The sequence below is a fragment of the Pseudomonas sp. Leaf434 genome, assembly GCF_001425545.1.
GTDB lineage: Bacteria > Pseudomonadota > Gammaproteobacteria > Pseudomonadales > Pseudomonadaceae > Aquipseudomonas > Aquipseudomonas siliginis.
In genome coordinates this window covers 307,737-326,164 of record NZ_LMQZ01000007.1, presented here as the reverse complement: position 1 = coordinate 326,164, position 18,428 = coordinate 307,737, and the positions used below count along the sequence as shown (strand labels likewise).

20 protein-coding genes are annotated in these 18,428 nt (G+C 63.4%); all 20 read left to right on the top strand.

Annotated elements, in window-relative coordinates:
* Positions 1-311: 311 nt before the first annotated feature.
* The 20 genes from ASG55_RS13605 to ASG55_RS13510 are packed head-to-tail and all read left to right on the top strand — an operon-like array spanning position 312 to position 18,415.
* Positions 312-1,037 (top strand): beta-ketoacyl synthase chain length factor, encoded by a 726-nt coding sequence (locus tag ASG55_RS13605; RefSeq protein WP_041477598.1) that lies wholly within the window; start codon positions 312-314, stop codon positions 1,035-1,037.
* On the top strand, positions 1,013-1,825 hold the full coding sequence (locus ASG55_RS13600) for a lysophospholipid acyltransferase family protein (RefSeq protein ID WP_041477597.1): 813 nt from the start codon (positions 1,013-1,015) through the stop codon (positions 1,823-1,825). Before ASG55_RS13605 ends, ASG55_RS13600 begins: the two co-directional genes overlap by 25 nt.
* On the top strand, positions 1,803-2,078 hold the full coding sequence (locus tag ASG55_RS13595) for a phosphopantetheine-binding protein (protein WP_056787404.1): 276 nt from the start codon (positions 1,803-1,805) through the stop codon (positions 2,076-2,078). Before ASG55_RS13600 ends, ASG55_RS13595 begins: the two co-directional genes overlap by 23 nt.
* 9 nt (positions 2,079-2,087) lie before the next feature.
* Positions 2,088-2,342 (top strand): acyl carrier protein, encoded by a 255-nt coding sequence (locus ASG55_RS13590; protein ID WP_056787400.1) that lies wholly within the window; start codon positions 2,088-2,090, stop codon positions 2,340-2,342.
* Positions 2,339-2,884 (top strand): membrane protein, encoded by a 546-nt coding sequence (locus ASG55_RS13585; RefSeq protein WP_041477595.1) that lies wholly within the window; start codon positions 2,339-2,341, stop codon positions 2,882-2,884. Before ASG55_RS13590 ends, ASG55_RS13585 begins: the two co-directional genes overlap by 4 nt.
* A complete protein-coding gene (locus tag ASG55_RS13580) occupies positions 2,881-4,560 on the top strand; it encodes an acyl-CoA synthetase family protein (RefSeq protein WP_056787398.1) in 1,680 nt (559 codons plus the stop codon). The genes ASG55_RS13585 and ASG55_RS13580 overlap by 4 nt, the downstream gene beginning before the upstream one ends.
* A complete protein-coding gene (locus ASG55_RS13575) occupies positions 4,553-5,287 on the top strand; it encodes a glycosyltransferase family 2 protein (RefSeq protein WP_056787395.1) in 735 nt (244 codons plus the stop codon). The genes ASG55_RS13580 and ASG55_RS13575 overlap by 8 nt, the downstream gene beginning before the upstream one ends.
* On the top strand, positions 5,284-6,231 hold the full coding sequence (locus ASG55_RS13570; RefSeq protein ID WP_056787391.1) for an LpxL/LpxP family acyltransferase: 948 nt from the start codon (positions 5,284-5,286) through the stop codon (positions 6,229-6,231). The genes ASG55_RS13575 and ASG55_RS13570 overlap by 4 nt, the downstream gene beginning before the upstream one ends.
* Positions 6,212-7,756 carry an HAL/PAL/TAL family ammonia-lyase gene (locus tag ASG55_RS13565; protein ID WP_056787387.1) on the top strand — a complete coding sequence of 515 codons (1,545 nt, stop codon included), beginning with the start codon at positions 6,212-6,214 and terminating at the stop codon, positions 7,754-7,756. The genes ASG55_RS13570 and ASG55_RS13565 overlap by 20 nt, the downstream gene beginning before the upstream one ends.
* Positions 7,749-8,174, top strand: a complete 426-nt coding sequence (locus tag ASG55_RS13560) for an acyl-CoA thioesterase (protein WP_056787385.1) — start codon at positions 7,749-7,751, stop codon at positions 8,172-8,174. Before ASG55_RS13565 ends, ASG55_RS13560 begins: the two co-directional genes overlap by 8 nt.
* Positions 8,171-8,773, top strand: coding sequence for an outer membrane lipoprotein carrier protein LolA (locus ASG55_RS13555; RefSeq protein WP_056787382.1), 603 nt, complete (start codon positions 8,171-8,173; stop codon positions 8,771-8,773). Before ASG55_RS13560 ends, ASG55_RS13555 begins: the two co-directional genes overlap by 4 nt.
* Positions 8,757-11,087, top strand: a complete 2,331-nt coding sequence (locus ASG55_RS13550) for an MMPL family transporter (RefSeq protein ID WP_056787380.1) — start codon at positions 8,757-8,759, stop codon at positions 11,085-11,087. The genes ASG55_RS13555 and ASG55_RS13550 overlap by 17 nt, the downstream gene beginning before the upstream one ends.
* Positions 11,084-12,247 (top strand): hypothetical protein, encoded by a 1,164-nt coding sequence (locus tag ASG55_RS13545; RefSeq protein WP_056787377.1) that lies wholly within the window; start codon positions 11,084-11,086, stop codon positions 12,245-12,247. The genes ASG55_RS13550 and ASG55_RS13545 overlap by 4 nt, the downstream gene beginning before the upstream one ends.
* Entirely contained in the window at positions 12,234-13,481 is a 1,248-nt protein-coding gene (locus ASG55_RS13540) for an NAD(P)/FAD-dependent oxidoreductase (protein WP_056787374.1), read from the top strand. Before ASG55_RS13545 ends, ASG55_RS13540 begins: the two co-directional genes overlap by 14 nt.
* Positions 13,478-14,203: a class I SAM-dependent methyltransferase gene (locus tag ASG55_RS13535; protein WP_056787372.1), complete on the top strand. Its 726-nt coding sequence runs from the start codon at positions 13,478-13,480 to the stop codon at positions 14,201-14,203. Before ASG55_RS13540 ends, ASG55_RS13535 begins: the two co-directional genes overlap by 4 nt.
* Complete coding sequence (locus ASG55_RS13530) at positions 14,203-14,814, top strand: hypothetical protein (RefSeq protein ID WP_177342720.1); 612 nt, start codon at positions 14,203-14,205, stop codon at positions 14,812-14,814. The genes ASG55_RS13535 and ASG55_RS13530 overlap by 1 nt, the downstream gene beginning before the upstream one ends.
* The gene (locus tag ASG55_RS13525; protein ID WP_056787370.1) at positions 14,811-16,007 is read left to right on the top strand and encodes a beta-ketoacyl-[acyl-carrier-protein] synthase family protein; all 1,197 of its coding nucleotides are present in this window, start codon (positions 14,811-14,813) and stop codon (positions 16,005-16,007) included. Before ASG55_RS13530 ends, ASG55_RS13525 begins: the two co-directional genes overlap by 4 nt.
* Positions 16,004-16,468 (top strand): hotdog family protein, encoded by a 465-nt coding sequence (locus ASG55_RS13520; protein ID WP_056787367.1) that lies wholly within the window; start codon positions 16,004-16,006, stop codon positions 16,466-16,468. Before ASG55_RS13525 ends, ASG55_RS13520 begins: the two co-directional genes overlap by 4 nt.
* Positions 16,461-17,189: a 3-ketoacyl-ACP reductase FabG2 gene (locus ASG55_RS13515; protein ID WP_056787364.1), complete on the top strand. Its 729-nt coding sequence runs from the start codon at positions 16,461-16,463 to the stop codon at positions 17,187-17,189. Before ASG55_RS13520 ends, ASG55_RS13515 begins: the two co-directional genes overlap by 8 nt.
* On the top strand, positions 17,189-18,415 hold the full coding sequence (locus ASG55_RS13510) for a beta-ketoacyl-ACP synthase (RefSeq protein ID WP_041477581.1): 1,227 nt from the start codon (positions 17,189-17,191) through the stop codon (positions 18,413-18,415). The genes ASG55_RS13515 and ASG55_RS13510 overlap by 1 nt, the downstream gene beginning before the upstream one ends.
* Positions 18,416-18,428 lie beyond the last annotated feature (13 nt).

Here is an 18,428-nt window from a genome sequence, read left to right as displayed (position 1 = left end):
TGACCGCGCTTCGCTACCTTCACCGACATGGACTACGTCGTCAGGTGTAAAAATCGACGCCCAGGCATGGAAAAAACCGCCAGCCATTACGGAGACACCTGACAGACACGCCGCGTCAAATCTGGATAATGGCCAAGTGATAGCCATACAGCGAACCGCTCGGTACATTTTGTTGGGCAAAATGTAACCAACATTTGCTACACACCCGTCGCACCGGGATAATGCGCGCCACCCGGCGCCCTGCGCCAAGCCAAGCCTGCTGCGGCGCTGGCGACTCAACGCGTCAACGAAAGCCCGCAGGGGCGGGATGAATGTCCGTGATCAACTTCAACATCGCCCAATGGCGCGCGTGGGCCCCGGGGCTCGACAGCGTGGACGCCTGGCAGGCCTGGAGCCGACAACCGGTCGTGCTGCAGAGCAGTGATGCCGCGCCCGATGTGTCGTTTCTGCCGGCCATGCAGCGCCGCCGCCTCAGCCGCCTGGCGCGGATGGCCTTCAGCGTTGGCTGGCCGCTGGCCGACGGCCGGGACAACCTGCCGCTGGTGTTCGTCTCCCGGCACGGCGAAACCCCGCGCACGTTTGAAATACTCCGCGACCTGGCCACCGAACAGCCATTGTCGCCGACCCAGTTCAGCCTGTCGGTGCATAACGCGATCATCGGTTTGTGGTCGATCATGCGCGGTGAAACCAGCGAAATGACCGCCCTCGCCGCTGCTGGCGACGGCCTCGAACACGGCATGCTCGAAGCGGCGGCACTGCTTGATGAAGGCGCCCCGGCGGTGCTGCTGGTGATCACCGAAGAGCAGCCGCCCGAGGCGTATTCGCAGTGGGTCGATGATGTGCCGTTCCCTTATGCGCTGGGCTTGTTGCTCACGCCCGGTACCGACTGGCGGCTGACCCTGAACAGCAGCACCGAAACCCGGTCAAAGGCGCACTGGCCGCACGCGCTCAACCTGCTGCGAACCCTGCTCGGCCAGCAACCTGACTGCCAACATGCGTGGAAAAATCGTGTATGGACCTGGCATCGCAACCCGTGACCGCCAAACACCGCGACGCCTACTACTGGCGCCTGCTGGCCACTGCTGCGAGCTTCGCCTTGTTCGGGCTCGGCGGGCTGTGTCTGCGCCTGCTGGTATTTCCGCTGCTCGGCTGCCTGCCCGGTGACGCGCTGGTCCATCGCCTGCGCGCGCGGCGTACGGTCAGTCGCTTGTTCTGGTTTTTCGTGCGTTTCATGGCCCGCACCGGCGTGCTCACCTACGACATCGAGGGTGCCGAGCGCCTTGGCCGACCGGGGCAGATGATCATTGCCAACCACCCGTCGCTGATTGATGTGGTGTTTCTCATCGGTCTGGTGCGCCACGCCAATTGCGTGGTGAAAAAAACCCTCTGGGAAAACCCGTTCACCCGTGGCCCGCTGCGCCGCACCGAGTACATCAGCAACGACGGCAGCATGGACATGCTCGACGCCGCCGCGCAGTCATTGCAGGACGGCCAGACCCTGATCATTTTCCCCGAAGGCACCCGCACCCAGCCGGGGCAGGCGCCGGCCTTTCATCGGGGGGCGGCGGCAATTGCCCTGCGCGGTGCGAAAATCGTTACCCCGGTGATCATCAAGGTCAGCCCGACCACCCTGACCAAAGCCGAGCCGTGGTATCGCATCCCCCATCGCCGCGTGCACTTCAGTTTTCGCGTGGGGGCCGATATAGACCCACAGACCTTCGCCGCGCAAGGCCCCGCACCGCAGGCCTCGCGCAAGCTCAACGATTATTTGCATGACTATTTCATTAAGGAGCTCGCCGCAGATGAGCGAACTGAACACCGCTAGCCTGGTGCGTGACATCAAACTGCTGATCATCGACGCCTTGGGCCTGGAAGACATCAGCCCCGAGGACATCGGCGACGAGCAGACATTGTTCGGCGAAGGCCTCGGCCTGGACTCCGTGGACGCGCTGGAACTGGGCCTGGCGATCCAGAAAAAATACGGCATCAAGATCGACGCCGATGCCAAGGACACCCGCAACCATTTCACCAACGTGGCCAGCCTTGCGGCGTTCGTCACGGCAAAAAAGACAGCTTGAGACCGGACCATGCAAACTCGTGACGATATTTTCAACACCCTGCGCGATGCCCTGGTCGAGCTGTTCGAGCTGGATCCGGCCCGTGTGAACCTGGAGTCCAATCTGTATCAGGATCTGGAAATCGACAGCATCGATGCGGTCGACCTGATCGATCACATCAAACGCCAGACCGGCAAGAAAATCGCCGCCGAAGAGTTCAAATCGGTGCGCACCGTCGGTGACGTGGTCGAGGCGGTGTTCCGTCTGGTTCAACCGGCCGCATGAGCCGACTGATCGGCCTGGGCCTGCTGCTGGCCGGTCTGCTGTACCCCTTTGCGGTGTATTTCGGCATGGAGCATTTCGCCCCGTGGCAATTTGCGCTGCTGTTGGGCAGCCTGTGGCTGGCGCGAGCCCTGACCGGCGAACGCAAGCCGGGCAGCCTGTGGATGGCGTGCGTGGCGATGGTGTTCTGCCTGCTGCTCGCGGTGTTCGACAGCCCGCAGCTGCTGCGCTGGTACCCGGTGCTGATCAGCGCATTCATGCTGGTGCTGTTCGGCGCAAGCCTGAAATTCGGCCCGCCGATGGTCGAGCGTCTGGCGCGCTTGCGTGAGCCGGAGCTGCCGCAGGTTGCCATTCGCTACACGCGCAAGGTCACGCTGGCCTGGAGCGTGTTTTTCTTCTGCAACGGTTTGTGCGCCGCCCTCCTCACCCTGTGGGCGCCGCTGGATTGGTGGATGTTGTACACCGGCCTGATCTCCTACGGATTGATCGGCCTGATGTTTGCCATTGAATGGCTGATACGACAACGGGTAAGAGGCCGTACATGAATTGGATAAAACTTGAGCAGCTGTTGCTCAAGGCACTGCCGGCACGGGCGATCTGCCAGGCGCCGGCACTCGATCACACGCAACTGCGAGCGCAGGCCCTGAGCGTCGCCGCGGGTCTGCAAAGCCAAGGCGTGAAAAGGCTGGCCGTGCATCTGGAAGATGCCGCCGACCTCGCCATCGCCCTGCTCGGCGCGTGGCGTGCCGGCGTCAGCGTGTTGCTGCCGGCGGATCTGCAAGCGCAGACGCGTCAGCGCTGGTCGCAGGAAGTCGATCTATGGCTGACCGATCAATCAGGCGATGCACAGCTGGACGACTTCACTCAGCCCGAACTGCCCGGTGCACAACTGGATCTCGATCAATGCCGACTGAGCCTGTGCACTTCCGGCTCCAGCGGCGAACCCAAGCGCATCGACAAGACCCTGCGCCAATTGGCCAACGAGGTCGAAGCGCTGGAACAGTTGTGGGGCGCTGATCTCGATGAAGCCTGCATCATCGGCAGTGTCGCCACCCAACACATCTATGGCCTGCTGTTTCGCGTGTTGTGGCCCTTGTGCGCCGGGCGTCCGTTCGTGCGCCGGCAACTGGCCTTTTCCGAAGACCTGCAACGCGCCAGCCGCGAGCATCCGGCCTTTGCCTGGGTCGCCAGCCCAGCGCTGCTCAAGCGCATGGGCGACAACCTCGACTGGCCGGCCCTGAGCGCGGTGCGCCGGGTGTTTTCCTCCGGGGGCGCGTTACCGCCGGAAGCGGCGCAAAGTCTGCAACAGCGCTTGCAGCAATGGCCGACAGAAATCCTCGGCAGCTCGGAAACCGGCGGCATCGCCTGGCGTCAGGGCGATTCGTTGTGGCGGCCGTTTGCTGGCGTCGAACTGAGCCAGGACAGCGACGGCGCCCTGCTGATCGCCTCGCCTTACCTGCCTGCCGGCCATGTTGAACACAGCGCCGATGCCGCGCGCATTGCCGCCGATGGTCGCTTCGAACTGCTGGGACGGCTCGACCGCATCGTCAAACTGGAAGAAAAACGCATCTCGTTGCCGATGCTCGAGCAGGCCTTGGCAGCCCATGACTGGGTCGCCGAAGCGCGCCTCGGTGTCGTGCAGGAAAACCGCGCTTCGCTCGGTGCGCTGCTGGTGCTCAGCGAATCGGGCCTGTTCGCCCTGCGCGAGCACGGTCGCCGCGACCTGACCGAAACCCTGCGCAAACATTTGAGCCAGCATTGCGAAGCCCTCGCCCTGCCCCGGCGCTGGCGCCTGCTGCGGCAGATGCCGTTGAACAGCCAGGGCAAACTGGCGCAAGCCGACGTCGAAGCATTGCTGCTGGCCGCACGGCCGAAAGTCCCCGAAGTGCTGGAGCAAAGCGCAAGCGACGGCGAGTGGAGCCTGCAACTCAGCGTGCCGCCGGACCTGGCCTACTTCAGCGGACACTTTCCCAAGGCACCGGTGTTGCCCGGTGTGGTGCAGGTGGAATGGGCGCTGAATCTGGGTCGGCAGTTGCTGAAGCTGGACGGCGCATTTGCCGGAATGGAAGTGCTGAAATTCCAGCAACTGGTGCGCCCGGGTGATGAAATCCAGCTGCATCTGCGTTTCGATGCCGAGCGCGGCAAGTTGTATTTCGCTTATCGCAACGACACGGCGACGTGTTCCAGCGGACGCATTCTCCTGGGGCCTGCCCATGCATAACCCCTGCGCCGTAATCCCGGTATACAACCACGAAACCGCGATCACCACCGTGGTCGATGCCCTGCTTGCACAAGGTCTGCCGTGCATTCTGGTGGACGATGCCAGCGAGCCGTCCTGCGCGCGGGTGCTCGACACCCTGGCCGAGCGCGACAGGGTTTTTCTGGTGCGCCTGACGGCCAATCAGGGCAAGGGCGGCGCGGTGATGACCGGTCTGCGTGAAGCCTCGCGTCTGGGTTACAGCCATGCCTTGCAGGTCGATGCCGACGGCCAGCACGATTTGCACGACGTCGCGCGCTTCGTCGGCGAATCCCGCGGCCATCCCGAGGCGATGATCTGCGGCTATCCGCTGTTCGACGAGAGCGTGCCGAAAGGGCGTTTGTACGCGCGCTACCTGACCCACGTGATGGTCTGGATCAACACCCTGTCGTTGCAGATTCGCGATTCGATGTGCGGCTTCCGCGTCTACCCGCTGGCGCCAACTCTGGCCGTGATCGACTCGGCCAAAGTCGGCAAGCGCATGGATTTCGACTCGGACATTCTCGTGCGGCTGGCCTGGCGCAATCAGCCGATGCGCTGGCTGCAGACCAGCGTGCATTACCCGTTGGACGGCGTGTCGCACTTCCGCCTGTTCCACGACAACGCGCTGATTTCCAGCATGCACACGCGGCTGTTCTTCGGCATGTTGCTGCGTTGGCCGGTGATCCTCTGGCGGCGGTGGAAACCATGAGCGAAGAAGTCGACAAGAAGCACTGGGCCGACCGCGAAGAGCGCGGCAGTTTCCTGCTGATGAAATTCACTGCATTCGCCGCCAAAGTCCTCGGACGGCGCCTGCTCAGCCCGTTGCTGTACGGCATCGTCCTGTATTTTTTCCTCTTCGGCCGGATCGCCCGGCGCAGTGCCTGGCAGTACCAGCAGCGGCTGGCCGAGTGGAGCCGGCGCGACGACCTGCGCCCGAGCCACTGGCGGGTGTTTGGCCAGTTCATGACCTTTGCCGATTCGCTGCTCGACAAGCTCGACGTGTGGAACGGCAAGCTGAGCATCGAGCAGATCGAAATCATCGATCCGGCGCTGCTGCGCAAGCAGTTGCGCGGCAGTCGCGGGCAACTGCTGGTCGGCGCGCATCTGGGCAATCTCGAAGTGTGCCGGGCGCTGGCGGAGATCGGCGAAAAGGTCACCATGAACGTGCTGGTGCACACCAAGCACGCCGAGCAATTCAACCGATTGCTTGGCGAGGCCGGGGCGACCAATCTGCGCCTGATCCAGGTCAGCGAACTCGACCCGGTGATCATGCTGCAACTGCACGAACGGCTGGAACGCGGCGAGTGGCTGGCGATTGCCGGCGACCGCGTGCCGCTGCACGGCGGGCGCAGCGTGACGGTGGACTTTCTCGGCCATCCGGCGCCATTTCCGCAAGGCCCGTGGTTGCTGGCCGGCCTGCTCAAGTGCCCGGTCAACCTGCTGATGTGTCTCAAGCAACCCGACGACCACTATCGCCTGACCCTTGAACCGTTCGCCGAGGCGGTGGTGTGGACACGCCGCGAGCGCGAGCAGGTCATTCATCAGTGGGCCACTCGCTACGCGCAGCGCCTGAGTCACTATTGCCTCGAAGCCCCGCAGCAATGGTTCAACTTTTACCCTTTCTGGAAGACCGATGACGACGCCAACCCATGAGCCGGTAACCTTCGGCGAACGCCCTTTGCGCATCGAAGACGTGCTGGCCCTGGCCAACCGTCAGGCGCCCGTGGAATTGCAGGCTGACGCCGACTATCGCGAGCGCATCGCCAAGGGCGCGCGGTTTCTCGATTCGCTGCTGGACAAGGAAGGTGTGATCTACGGCGTCACCACCGGTTACGGCGATTCCTGCGTGGTCGCGGTGCCGCTGCATCACGTCGAGGCGCTGCCGCGTCATCTCTACACCTTTCATGGTTGCGGCCTGGGCAAACTGCTCGACGCGCAGGCGACCCGCGCGGTGCTGGCGGCGCGCTTGCAGTCGTTGTGTCACGGCGTTTCCGGGGTGCGCGTCGAACTGCTCGAGCGTCTGCACGCGTTTCTCGAATACGACATCCTGCCGCTGATTCCCGAAGAAGGTTCGGTGGGTGCCAGCGGCGATCTGACGCCGCTGTCCTATGTCGCCGCAACCCTGTCCGGCGAGCGCGAAGTGCTGTTCCGTGGCGAACGTCGTCAGGCTGCCGACGTGCATCGCGAGCTAGGCTGGACGCCGCTGGTGCTGCGCCCGAAAGAGGCGCTGGCGCTGATGAACGGCACAGCGGTGATGACCGGCCTCGCCTGTCTCGCTTTCACCCGCGCCGATTACCTGCTGCAACTGGCCACGCGCATCACCGCGCTCAATGTCGTCGCGCTGCAAGGCAACCCGGAGCACTTCGACGAACGCCTGTTCGCCGCCAAACCGCACCCGGGGCAGATGCAGGTCGCCGCGTGGCTGCGCAAGGATCTGGCGATCGACGCGCCGACCGCGCCACTGCATCGTCTGCAGGATCGTTATTCGCTGCGTTGCGCGCCGCATGTGCTCGGCGTGCTGGCCGACAGCCTGAACTGGCTGCGCGGCTTCATCGAAACCGAGCTGAACAGCGCCAACGACAACCCGATCATCGATGCCGAAGCCGAGCGCGTTCTGCATGGCGGGCACTTCTACGGCGGGCACATTGCGTTCGCTATGGACAGCCTGAAAAACCTCGTGGCCAACGTCGCCGATCTGCTCGATCGGCAATTGGCGTTGCTGGTCGACGAGCGCTACAACCACGGCTTGCCAAGCAACCTCTCCGGCGCGCCAGCCGATCGGGCCATGATCAATCACGGCTTCAAAGCCGTGCAGATCGGCACCAGCGCCTGGACCGCCGAAGCACTGAAAAACACCATGCCGGCCAGCGTGTTCTCGCGCTCCACCGAGTGCCACAACCAGGACAAGGTGAGCATGGGCACCATCGCCGCCCGTGATGCGATTCGCGTGCTGGAGCTGACCGAACAGGTCGCCGCCGCCACGCTGCTCGCCGCCAATCAGGGCGTGTGGCTGCGCGCTCAAGCCGCCGATGCGCGCCCGCTGCCGCCGGCACTGGCAGCGATGCACGAAGAGCTGGGCAAGGACTTCCCGCCGGTCATCGAAGACCGCGCCCTGGAAGGCGAACTGCGCCTGTGCCTGCAACGCATCGCCGCGCAACACTGGAGGCTGCATGCGTAGTGCCGGAGTGCTTCACGCCGATACCGAGATTCTGGTGCCGTTTTTCGACGTCGACACCATGCACGTGGTCTGGCACGGCCATTACGTCAAATACCTCGAAGTCGCGCGCTGCGCGTTGCTGGACAAGATCGGCCACAACTACACGCACATGGTCGAGTCGGGTTACGCCTGGCCGATCATCGACCTGCAACTGCGCTACGTGCGCAGCGCGGTGTTCGGCCAGCGGCTGAACGTGCGCGCCAGCCTGATCGAGTGGGAAAACCGTCTGAAGATCAATTATCTGATCAGCGACCTGCAGACCGGCGAACGCCTGACCCGCGCAAGCTCCGTGCAGGTCGCCGTCGAAGTCAGCAGCCGCGAGATGCAACTGGCCTCACCCAAAGTCTTCACCGATGCCGTGGAAAGGATGCTGCGATGAATGTGTTGTTCAAAAGCCTTGGCGCGTTGGCGCTGCTGGCCGTGTCGTCATGGGCCAATGCCTTCGACCTGCAACAACTCAGTGAACAACTGGCGAAACCGGATGTTATCCACGGCCAGTTCACTCAGGAAAAACACCTGCGCGCCCTGCCGCAGCCGCTGATCAGCAAGGGCAGCTTCGTCCTCGCGAAAAATCATGGCCTGCTGTGGCTGTTGAAAACTCCGCTGCAACAGGATTACCGCATCACCGCCAATGGCATCGCCCGCCGTGACACCAATGGCTGGCAACTCCTGCCGAACAAGAGCGCCGGTGCCGAGCAGAACCGTTTGTTCCTCGCCGTGCTGCAAGGTGACAGCAGCGGTTTGCAGCGCGATTTCGAACTGGCCCTGAGCGGCACGGCGCAGCAGTGGCAACTGACCCTGACGCCGCGTTCGATGCTGCTCAAGCAAGTGTTCCAGCAGATCAATATCGATGGCGGCGCCCTTGTGCAAACCATCGAGCTGCTGGAAACCCAAGGCGACAGCACCCTGCTGCGCATGCAGGACAGCACGGCCGAGCAACCCTTGAGCGAAGCGGAGCAACATGACTTTGCCGAGTGAACGCAAGCTGCCCTGGCTGTTTCTGAGCCTGCTGCTGGCCGTTGTCGTGCTGGCTGCCTGGCAGTGGCGCGACGGTGCGCCGCTGTCGGCCAATCTCATGGAGCTGGTACCCGGGACCAATCCAGACGCGCTGGAGTTGCGCGCCGAACAGCGCATGCAAGAACCGCTCAATCGCGAAATGCTGGTGCTGGTCGGCCACGCCGATCGCCAGCAAGCGCTGACCATGGCCCAACAACTGGGCGAACAATGGCAGGCCAGCGGTCTGTTCGAAACCGTGCAGTGGAACCTGCAAGCCGACTTGCCGGCGCTGCGCAAGCAATTGCTGCAAGGACGCCTTGCGATGCTCTCGGCGGATGATCGGCAGCTACTCAGCAAGCACCCCGACGCGTTCATCCAGCAGCGAGTACAGGCGCTGTTCGATCCGTTCAACGGCTTTACTCTGGTGCCGAGCCAGGACGATTGGCTGGGCCTGACCGGACGCATCCAGAACAGCCAGCCGAAACATGGCGCAGTGCAACTGGACATTGGCAGCGGCGCACTGGTCGCCGATGCCGACGGCAAGAGCTGGGTGATGTTGCGTGCGCGCACCACCGGCAATGCCTTCGATATGAACCTGCCGCTGCAAGTTGCGGATCTGCTCCAGCACAGCCGCGAACAGGCGGCGAAAGGCGACGTGCAGTTGCTCGCCGCCAGTGGCCTGCTCTACGCCGCCAACGGCCAGCAACAAGCCACCCGCGAAATGACCTGGGTCGGCGGTGGTGCGACGGTCGGCATTCTGCTGTTGCTGCTGTTGGCGTTTCGCCGCTGGGGCGTGCTGCTGGCATTTGTTCCGGTGCTGGTCGGCATGCTGTTCGGCGCGGTGGCCTGCGTGGCGCTGTTCGGCCACATGCATGTGATGACGCTGGTGCTCGGTTCGAGTCTGATCGGCGTCGCCGTCGATTACCCGCTGCACTATCTGTCCAAGAGCTGGAGCCTCAAGCCGTGGCGCAGTTGGCCGGCCCTGCGCCTGACGTTGCCGGGGCTGACCCTGAGCCTGATCACCAGCGTTATCGGTTATCTGGCCTTGGCCTGGACTCCGTTCCCGGCATTGACGCAGATCGCGGTGTTCTCTGCGGCCGGTTTGCTCGGCGCCTATCTGTCGGCGGTCTGCCTGCTGCCGGCGCTGCTGAAAAATGTCGAACTGCGCCCGGCGCAATGGCCGCTGCGTCTGGCCGAGCGCCTGATTCATCTGCGTGAGGCGTTGCTCGGTTGCATACGCACGCCCGCGCTGCTGGCCCTGCTGATCGCCTTCTGCGTCGGCGGACTGATGCAGTTGCAGAGCAAAAACGACATTCGCCAATGGGTTGGCGCGCCGCAGCATCTGACCGACGAAGCGCAGACCATCGCGCGCATCACCGGTTTTCAACCGACCAGCCAGTTCTTCCTGATCCGCGCTGCCAATCAGGAGCAATTGCTTGAGCGCCAGGCAGCGCTGAGCGAACGGCTGCAGCAACTGGTCAACCTCGACAAACTGCAAGGCTATCTGGCCCTTGATCAACTGGTCAGCGCGCCGAGCCAGCAACAGCAAGTGCGCGAATCACTGAACAGGCTGCCGTCGGTCTGGCAACCGCTGCTCGATCTCGGCGTGCCGGTGGCTGCGTTGCAAAATGAATTGCAGCAGTTGCAGACCCTGCCCGCCGAAGACATCGACGCCGCGCTGGCCGGCCCGCTCGGCGAGCCGTATCGCACGCTATGGCTTGGCCCGACTGAAGACGGCGTTGCGGCAATCACCAGCCTGCAGGGCTTGAACAATCCGTCGTTGTTGCGCGTGCAAGCACTCGATTTGCCGGGGGTGGTGCTGGTCGATCGCCTCGGTGATCTGAACAAGGTGTTCGCCGCCACGCAGATCAGCGCTGCCGAGCTGAAACTGGCCTCCTGCGTGTTGATCGTGCTGGTGCTGATGCTGCCGTTCGGCCTGACCGGCGCCCTGCGTATCGTCGCCCTGCCGCTGCTGGCGGCGCTGTGCAGTCTGGCCAGCCTTGGCTGGCTCGGTCAGCCACTGACCCTGTTCAGCCTGTTCGGCCTGTTGCTGGTGACGGCGATCAGTGTCGACTATGCAATCCTCATGCGCGAACAGGTCGGCGGCGCGGCGGTGAGCCTGCTCGGCACCTTGCTCGCAGCAGTGACGACGTGGCTGTCGTTCGGGCTGCTAGCGGTGTCCAGCACCCCGGCGGTGAGCAATTTCGGCCTGTCGGTGAGCCTCGGCCTGGCGTTCAGCTTCATGCTCGCGCCGTGGGCCGGGCGCCATGAACCGGTTGCGGAGCCAGCGGCATGATGGTCTTCGGCTTCTGGTTGCTGGCCTTGGCGCTGTTTGCGCTGGCGACTCGTGTCGGCCGTCACTTCGGCCTGATTCCGATCGTCAGTCAGTTGCTGCTGGCGAGCTTCGGTTTGCCGTTGCTGATGTATTTCTGGATCGAGCCGGGCTGGCAGCTCAGCGGCGCACAACTGATCGCCCCGGACTGGCTGAAAGATCTCTACAGCCTGAGCTTCGCCTTGCTGCTCGGGCACATCCTCAGCGATGTCATCGATCTGCGTCTGGATCGCCAGAGCGTAAAAATCGCTGTGCCGAGTTTCGCTGTGCCGTTCGCTTGCGGGCTGGCGGTTGCGTACTGGTTGCTGCCGTCGCAGCCGTGGTTCAACGCATTGGCCATCGGACTGGTCTTCGCGATTACCGCGATCCCGGTGTTGTACCTGTATCTGCGTCATATCGATTACCCGCCCGCTGCCACGCGGCGGCTGGTGCAAACCGCGATCCTTATCGATCTGACCTGCTGGACGCTGTTCGGCCTCGCCCAGGGCAGCCTGCACCTGAGCAGCCTGTTGCTGCCTGTGGCCATGGCCGGCGTGCCGCTGCTTTTGCACCTGCTGCGCGTGCGTCGCCCGCTGACTTACAGCCTCGGCTTCTTCGCGTTGCTGGTCATGGCCGAGCATTACAAACTCAACGCGCTGATTTTCGGCATCGGCTATCTGCTGTGCATGGCGCTGCTGAAAGTGCCGTTGGTGCTGCCGTTGCCGGCACGCTGGATGAGCCGTTTGCAGACGTGGATCGCAATCCCGCTGATCCTCACGTTCGGCATCGTCCAGATCGACGTGCACAGCGCCCTCGCCAGCCTCGACGCCGGGCAATGGGCGGCGCTGCTGCTGTTGCCGATTGCCAGTAAACTGCTCGGCAACTGGCTCGGCCTCGGTTGGGCTGGAGCCTCGTTCGCGGGTGCCAGCCGCTGGCGCGAAAGCGTACTGCTGAACATTCGCGGCCTGAGCGAAATCGTCTTTCTCAATCTGTTGTTGCAACAACAGCTCATCACCCCGGCGCTGTATTTCGCGCTGATGCTGATGGGCCTGATCGCGACGCTGCTGCCGGCCCTGATCGGCCTGCATCGCGCGCCCCTGAATCTGAACAGTCCTCTGCCCCGGAGCTCACGTGCCAATCGTTGAAATGGAATCCCGTCAGGTCGTGATCATCGGTGCCGGCCCGTCCGGTGCTATCGCCGCTGCCCTGCTCAAGCGCAAGGGCCACGATGTGCTGGTGCTCGAGCGCCAGCACTTCCCACGCTTCTCCATCGGCGAAAGCCTGCTCAGCCACTGCCTGGACTTCGTTGAAGAAGCCGGCATGCTCGACGCCGTCAACGCCGCCGGTTTCCAGCGCAAGACCGGCGCGGCGTTTGCCTGGGGCGAGCGCTACAGCGCTTTCGATTTTGGCGACACTTTCACCGCCGGCAAGCCGACCACGTTCCAGGTGCAGCGCGCCGATTTCGACAAGTTGCTGGCCGATCAAGCAGCATTGCAAGGTGCGGAAATCCGTTATGGCGATGCAATCGTCAGCGTCGATTTCGATCAGACGAAACCACTCCTAGACGTGCGCCGCGAAGATGGCAGCGAGTACCGTGTCGAAGCCGATTTCGTCCTGGACGCCAGCGGCTACGGCCGCGTGTTGTCGCGCTTGCTCGACCTCGAAGCACCTTCGAATTTCCCGGTGCGCCAGGCGGTGTTCACCCACGTCGAAGATCACATCGACAACCCGGCGTTCGACCGTGAAAAGATCCTCGTCACCACCCATCCCGAGCATCGCGATGTGTGGTTCTGGACCATCCCGTTCAGCAATGGCCGCTGCTCGGTGGGCGTGGTCGCGGCTGAAGAACATTTCCGGGGCCGCGACAGCGATCTCGATGCCTGCCTGCGCAGTTTTATCGCCGAGACGCCAAGCCTCGCCGGGGTTCTGAACAACGCGGTCTGGGACACCCCGGCGCGCACCCTCGGCGGCTACGCGGCCAATGTGAAAACCCTGCATGGCCCGGGCTTCGCGCTGTTGGGCAACGCCGCAGAATTCCTCGACCCGGTGTTCTCCTCCGGCGTGACCATCGCCATGCGTTCGGCGAGCATGGCTGCCGGCGTGCTGCACCGTCAGTTGCAGGGTGAAACGGTGGACTGGCAAAGCGAATTTGCCGAGCCGTTGAAACGCGGCGTCGACACGTTCCGCTGCTACGTCGAAGGCTGGTACGCCGGCACCTTCCAGGACGTGATTTTCTACGAGGACAGCCAGGCGGAGATTCGCCGGATGATCTGCTCGATCCTCGCCGGTTACGCCTGGGACGAGCGCAACCCGTTCGTCAGTGAAGCGCGGCGCCGGCTGAAGATGATTTCCCAACTCTGCGCGCAGGACACCCCATGAATTACCTGAGCGACAGCTACGTCGAGGAAACCCGCTTCGGTCTCTGGTTCCTGCGCAGCCACACCTGGCAGCACCATGTGCTGCGCGTGGCGATCAACGATCTGCGTGGCTTGTTCAGTGAAGCACTGCCGGAACACCCGGTGCTGCTGGACGCCGGTTGCGGCCAGGGCAAGTCCTTCGGCCACCTGCGCCAGACCTTCTCCCCGCAACGCCTGATCGGCGTCGACGCCGACCCGCACAGCCTGCAACTCAGCGCCGAAGAGGCCACGCGCCTGGGCATGCCAGTCGAGTTGATCGGCAGCGATTGCGCCACGCTCAACGTCGCCGATGCCAGCGTCGACCTGCTGTTCTGCCACCAGACCTTCCATCATCTGGTCGAGCAGGAAAAGGCCTTGGCCGAGTTCTATCGCGTGCTCAAGCCGGGCGGCTATCTGCTGTTCGCCGAATCCACCGAGGCTTACATCGATACCTGGGTGATTCGCTGGCTGTTCCGCCATCCGATGCATGTGCAGAAGAGCGCCGCCGGCTACCTGCAGATGATCCGCGAGCAGGGCTTCGAGTTTGCCGAGCGCAATGTTTCCTACCCGTATCTGTGGTGGAGCCGGTCGAAGGATTTTGGTTTGCTGGAGCGGCTGGGGTTGAGCAAACCCAAGCCATCCGGTGAGCGCGAAGAGACGCTGGTAAACGTCGTCGCGCGCAAGCCATTGCAGGAATCTGTCTGATGTACGGCTATCGATCTGAACACCTGAAACCCTGTGGGAGCGAGCCTGCTCGCGAAAGCGGTGTATCAGTCAGCCAAAGTGGCGAATGTCAGATGGCATTCGCGAGCAGGCTCGCTCCCACAGGGTTTGCTGCATGGCTGGCGATCGTTTTGTCAGCCTTGCTGTTGAGTGCCTGCGCCAGCCAGCCACCGCTGCCAGCGGCCAACCCGACGCTGCCTCTGCCGCTGCAACTGCACATTGAGCGCGAGCAAGCCGGGCAACGTCAGGACTGGCTGCTGGTGATCCAGCGCGAAGGCGCCGGCACGCGTTGGTCGATGATGGATCCGCTGGGTATTCCCCAAGCCCGTCAGCAACTGATCGATGGGCATTGGCAGGCCGACGGTCTGCTGCCGCCCAATCCCGAGGCGCGGGAGTTGTTCGCCGCACTGCTGTTCGCCTTGACGCCTCCTGCCGAGCTGCTGCGCAATTATCCCGACGCCCGACAACAGGCCGATCAGCGTTCACTGCCGGCGCGCTGGAACGTCCGCTATTCACAACCGTTGAGCTTCCAATTGAATCTGCCCCAAGGCCCGCACTATCGCGTTTCCCAGTTAGGTGAATCGACGCCATGACCGCTTACCTGAATGCCCTCGGCGTGATCTGCGCCCTGGGCCGCGACAAGTCTGAAGTCGCGCGCAATCTGTTCGCCGGCGACTGTTCGGGGATGCGCCGCGAGTCCGGCTGGGTCGCCGAACGTGAACTGCCTGTGGCTGGCGTACACGGTGAATTGGCGGCGATCCCTGCGGACCTGGTCGAGCACAGCAGTCGCAACAATCAGCTGTTGCTGGAAGCCGCGCTGCAGATTCGAGACGACATCGATCGTGCGATCCAGACCTTCGGCCGCGAGCGCATAGGCGTGGTGCTCGGCACCAGCACCTCAGGCATCGACGAGGCCAGCCGGGGTCTGGCGCATTACATCCGCGAACAGCAATTTCCCCACGAGTACGACTATCGCCAGCAGGAACTCGGCGCCCCGGCGAATTTTCTCGCCGAATGGCTGCAACTGAGCGGCCCGGCCTACGTGATTTCCACCGCCTGTACCTCCAGCGCCCGCGCGCTGATGAGCGCTCAGCGCCTGCTCGATCTGGGCTTGTGCGACGCGGTACTGTGCGGCGGCGTCGACAGTCTGTGCAAGCTCACGCTGAACGGTTTCTCATCGCTGGAAGCCGTTTCAGATGAGCGCTGCAATCCGTTTTCCACCAACCGCAACGGCATCAATATCGGCGAGGCAGCGGTGCTGTTCGTGATGAGCAAACAGCGCGGCGAAGACCCGGGCATCGCCCTGCTGGGTGCGGGCGCCAGCTCGGATGCGCACCATATCTCCGCACCGGAGCCGAGCGGTCGCGGCGCCCTGCAAGCCATGCAAAAAGCCCTTGGCCGCGCGCATCTGCAAGCCACGCAGATCAACTACCTGAACCTGCACGGCACCGCCACCCAACACAACGACGCGATGGAAAGTCTGGCGGTCGCGGCGCTGTTTCCCCAAGGCGTCGCCTGCTCGTCAACCAAGCCGCTGACCGGCCACACCCTCGGCGCGGCTGGCGCGCTGGAAGCGGCGTTCTGCTGGCTGAGCCTGAGTGCCGACAACCCTGAGCAGGCGTTACCGCCGCATATCTGGGACGGCCAGGCCGATCCCGCGCTGCCGCCGCTCAAGTGGGTGACCGCGAGCGAACGCCTGACGTCCATTGCACCGCGCTACCTGATGAGCAACTCGTTTGCCTTCGGCGGCAACAACGTCAGCCTGATTATCGGAGACGCCCCATGAGCCACTGGCCGCTCGCCGAACTGCTGCCGCATGCCGGCGACATGATTCTGATCGACGCGATCGAGCGCTTCGACGATGAGCAGATTTTCACCCGCCTCACGGTCAAGCCCGACGGCCTGTTCAACCTGCCCGACGGCAGCCTGCCGGCGTGGGTCGGCGTCGAGCTGATGGCGCAGAGCGTCGCCGCTTTCGCCGGTTGCCACGCCCGGCAGAAAGGCAATCCGCCGGAGCTGGGCTTTCTCCTCGGCACGCGCAAATTCGAGTGCAACGTCGAAGCCTTTGCGCCTGGCAGCGTGCTGACCATCCACGGCCTGCGCTCACTGGAAGACGACAACGGCATGGGCGTATTCGAATGTCACATCCACGGTGACGGCATTCATGCCAGCGCCCGGCTGAACGTGTTCCGTCCGCCGCATGCCAACCAATATCTGCAACAGACAAAGGAGTCGCACGATGACTGAATCCGTACTGGTCACCGGCTCCAGCCGTGGCATCGGCCGCGCCATTGCCTTGCGTCTGGCGCAAGCCGGGCACGACATCGTCCTGCATTGCCGCAGCGGCATGACCGAAGCCCAAGCGGTGCAGGCCGAAATCGAAGCGCTGGGCCGCAGCGCACGCATCCTGCAATTCGACGTCGCCGACCGCGAATCCTGCAGAAGCATTCTCGAAGCCGACGTTGAAAACCATGGCGCCTATTACGGCGTGGTGCTCAACGCCGGGCTGACCCGCGACGGCGCGTTTCCGGCGCTGAGCGATGACGATTGGGACGTGGTCCTGCGCACCAACCTCGACGGTTTCTACAACGTCCTGCACCCGGTGATGATGCCGATGATCCGTCGTCGCGCCGCCGGGCGCATCGTCTGCATCACTTCGGTATCGGGCCTGATCGGCAACCGTGGCCAAGTCAATTACAGCGCCTCGAAGGCCGGCGTGATCGGTGCGGCAAAGGCGTTGGCGATCGAGCTGGGCAAGCGCAAAATCACCGTTAACTGCGTCGCCCCTGGCCTGATCGACACGGCCATGCTCGACGAAAACGTGCCGGTGGAGGAACTGATGAAAATGATCCCCGCGCAACGCATGGGCACCCCTGAAGAAGTGGCCTCTGCGGTGAATTTCCTGATGTCGGCGGAAGCCTCGTACATCACCCGTCAGGTCCTGGCGGTCAACGGAGGCCTGTGCTGATGAAGCGCGTCGTCGTCACCGGCATGGCCGGCATCACCTCGCTGGGCAGCGACTGGCCGACCATTGCCGGCAATTTCGCGGCCAATCGCAGCGGCATTCGCCGCATGGACGAGTGGGATCGCTTCACTGAACTCAACACACGTCTGGCCGGACCTATCGATGATTTTCTCGTACCGTCGCACTGGACCCGCAAGCAGTTGCGCAGCATGGGCCGGGTTTCGCGACTGGCGGTCGGCGCAGCGGAAAAAGCCTTGGCTGACGCTGGCCTGCTCGGTGACGAATCGATCAAGGACGGGCGCATGGGCGTCGCTTGTGGTTCATCTACCGGTAGCACTGACGAGATCAAAGCCTTCGGCAACATGCTGCTCAACTCGGTGGCCGAGGGGCTCAACGCCAACTCCTATGTGCGGATGATGCCGCACACCACCGCCGCCAATATCAGCATTTTCTTCGGCCTCACCGGGCGCCTGATCCCGACCTCCAGCGCCTGCACCAGCGGCAGCCAGGGCATCGGCTACGCCTACGAGGCAATCAAGTTCGGCCGCTTGCCGTTGATGCTCGCCGGCGGTGCCGAAGAACTGTGCCCGACTGAAGCCATGGTGTTTGACGCGCTCTACGCCACCAGCCTGAAAAACGATGCACCACAGACCAGCCCACGCCCGTACGACAAGGGCCGCGACGGTCTGGTGATCGGCGAAGGCGGCGGCATGCTGGTGCTTGAAGAGCTGGAACACGCCCTCGCCCGTGGCGCGCACATTCACGCGGAAATCGTCGGTTTCGGCAGTAACGCCGACGGCCAGCACACGACCCGCCCGGAACAGGTCACCATGCGCCGCGCCATGGAGCTGGCCTTGGAAGATGCCGGCCTCAGTCCGGACGCCATTGGCTATGTGAACGGCCACGGCACCGCGACCGAGCAGGGCGACATCGCCGAAACCCTGGCCACCAGCAGCCTGTTCGGCGAACACATGCCGATCAGCTCGCAGAAGAGTTTTCTCGGCCACACCCTCGGTGCCTGCGGTGCGCTGGAGTCATGGTTCAGCATCGAGATGCTCAACAGCGACCGCTATGTGCACACCTTCAACCTCGACGAGGTCGACCCGCACTGCGGCAAGCTCGATTACCTGCGCGGCGAGTTTCGTCAGATGCACCACGATTACGTGATGAACAACAACTTCGCTTTCGGTGGCGTCAACACTTCGTTGATCTTCCGCCGCTGGGCATAACCGAATCAATCCA

What these genes read in the sequence shown, in the direction of transcription:
- ASG55_RS13605 (WP_041477598.1), top strand. Translation starts at nt 312, where the DNA reads ATGTCCGTGATCAACTTCAACATCGCCCAATGGCGCGCGTGGGCCCCG.
- ASG55_RS13580 (WP_056787398.1), top strand. Translation starts at nt 2,881, where the DNA reads ATGAATTGGATAAAACTTGAGCAGCTGTTGCTCAAGGCACTGCCGGCA.
- ASG55_RS13530 (WP_177342720.1), top strand. Translation starts at nt 14,203, where the DNA reads ATGTACGGCTATCGATCTGAACACCTGAAACCCTGTGGGAGCGAGCCT.
- ASG55_RS13535 (WP_056787372.1), top strand. Translation starts at nt 13,478, where the DNA reads ATGAATTACCTGAGCGACAGCTACGTCGAGGAAACCCGCTTCGGTCTC.
- ASG55_RS13575 (WP_056787395.1), top strand. Translation starts at nt 4,553, where the DNA reads ATGCATAACCCCTGCGCCGTAATCCCGGTATACAACCACGAAACCGCG.
- ASG55_RS13545 (WP_056787377.1), top strand. Translation starts at nt 11,084, where the DNA reads ATGATGGTCTTCGGCTTCTGGTTGCTGGCCTTGGCGCTGTTTGCGCTG.
- ASG55_RS13570 (WP_056787391.1), top strand. Translation starts at nt 5,284, where the DNA reads ATGAGCGAAGAAGTCGACAAGAAGCACTGGGCCGACCGCGAAGAGCGC.
- ASG55_RS13585 (WP_041477595.1), top strand. Translation starts at nt 2,339, where the DNA reads ATGAGCCGACTGATCGGCCTGGGCCTGCTGCTGGCCGGTCTGCTGTAC.
- ASG55_RS13525 (WP_056787370.1), top strand. Translation starts at nt 14,811, where the DNA reads ATGACCGCTTACCTGAATGCCCTCGGCGTGATCTGCGCCCTGGGCCGC.
- ASG55_RS13555 (WP_056787382.1), top strand. Translation starts at nt 8,171, where the DNA reads ATGAATGTGTTGTTCAAAAGCCTTGGCGCGTTGGCGCTGCTGGCCGTG.
- ASG55_RS13595 (WP_056787404.1), top strand. Translation starts at nt 1,803, where the DNA reads ATGAGCGAACTGAACACCGCTAGCCTGGTGCGTGACATCAAACTGCTG.
- ASG55_RS13510 (WP_041477581.1), top strand. Translation starts at nt 17,189, where the DNA reads ATGAAGCGCGTCGTCGTCACCGGCATGGCCGGCATCACCTCGCTGGGC.
- ASG55_RS13520 (WP_056787367.1), top strand. Translation starts at nt 16,004, where the DNA reads ATGAGCCACTGGCCGCTCGCCGAACTGCTGCCGCATGCCGGCGACATG.
- ASG55_RS13560 (WP_056787385.1), top strand. Translation starts at nt 7,749, where the DNA reads ATGCGTAGTGCCGGAGTGCTTCACGCCGATACCGAGATTCTGGTGCCG.
- ASG55_RS13515 (WP_056787364.1), top strand. Translation starts at nt 16,461, where the DNA reads ATGACTGAATCCGTACTGGTCACCGGCTCCAGCCGTGGCATCGGCCGC.
- ASG55_RS13550 (WP_056787380.1), top strand. Translation starts at nt 8,757, where the DNA reads ATGACTTTGCCGAGTGAACGCAAGCTGCCCTGGCTGTTTCTGAGCCTG.
- ASG55_RS13600 (WP_041477597.1), top strand. Translation starts at nt 1,013, where the DNA reads ATGGACCTGGCATCGCAACCCGTGACCGCCAAACACCGCGACGCCTAC.
- ASG55_RS13590 (WP_056787400.1), top strand. Translation starts at nt 2,088, where the DNA reads ATGCAAACTCGTGACGATATTTTCAACACCCTGCGCGATGCCCTGGTC.
- ASG55_RS13565 (WP_056787387.1), top strand. Translation starts at nt 6,212, where the DNA reads ATGACGACGCCAACCCATGAGCCGGTAACCTTCGGCGAACGCCCTTTG.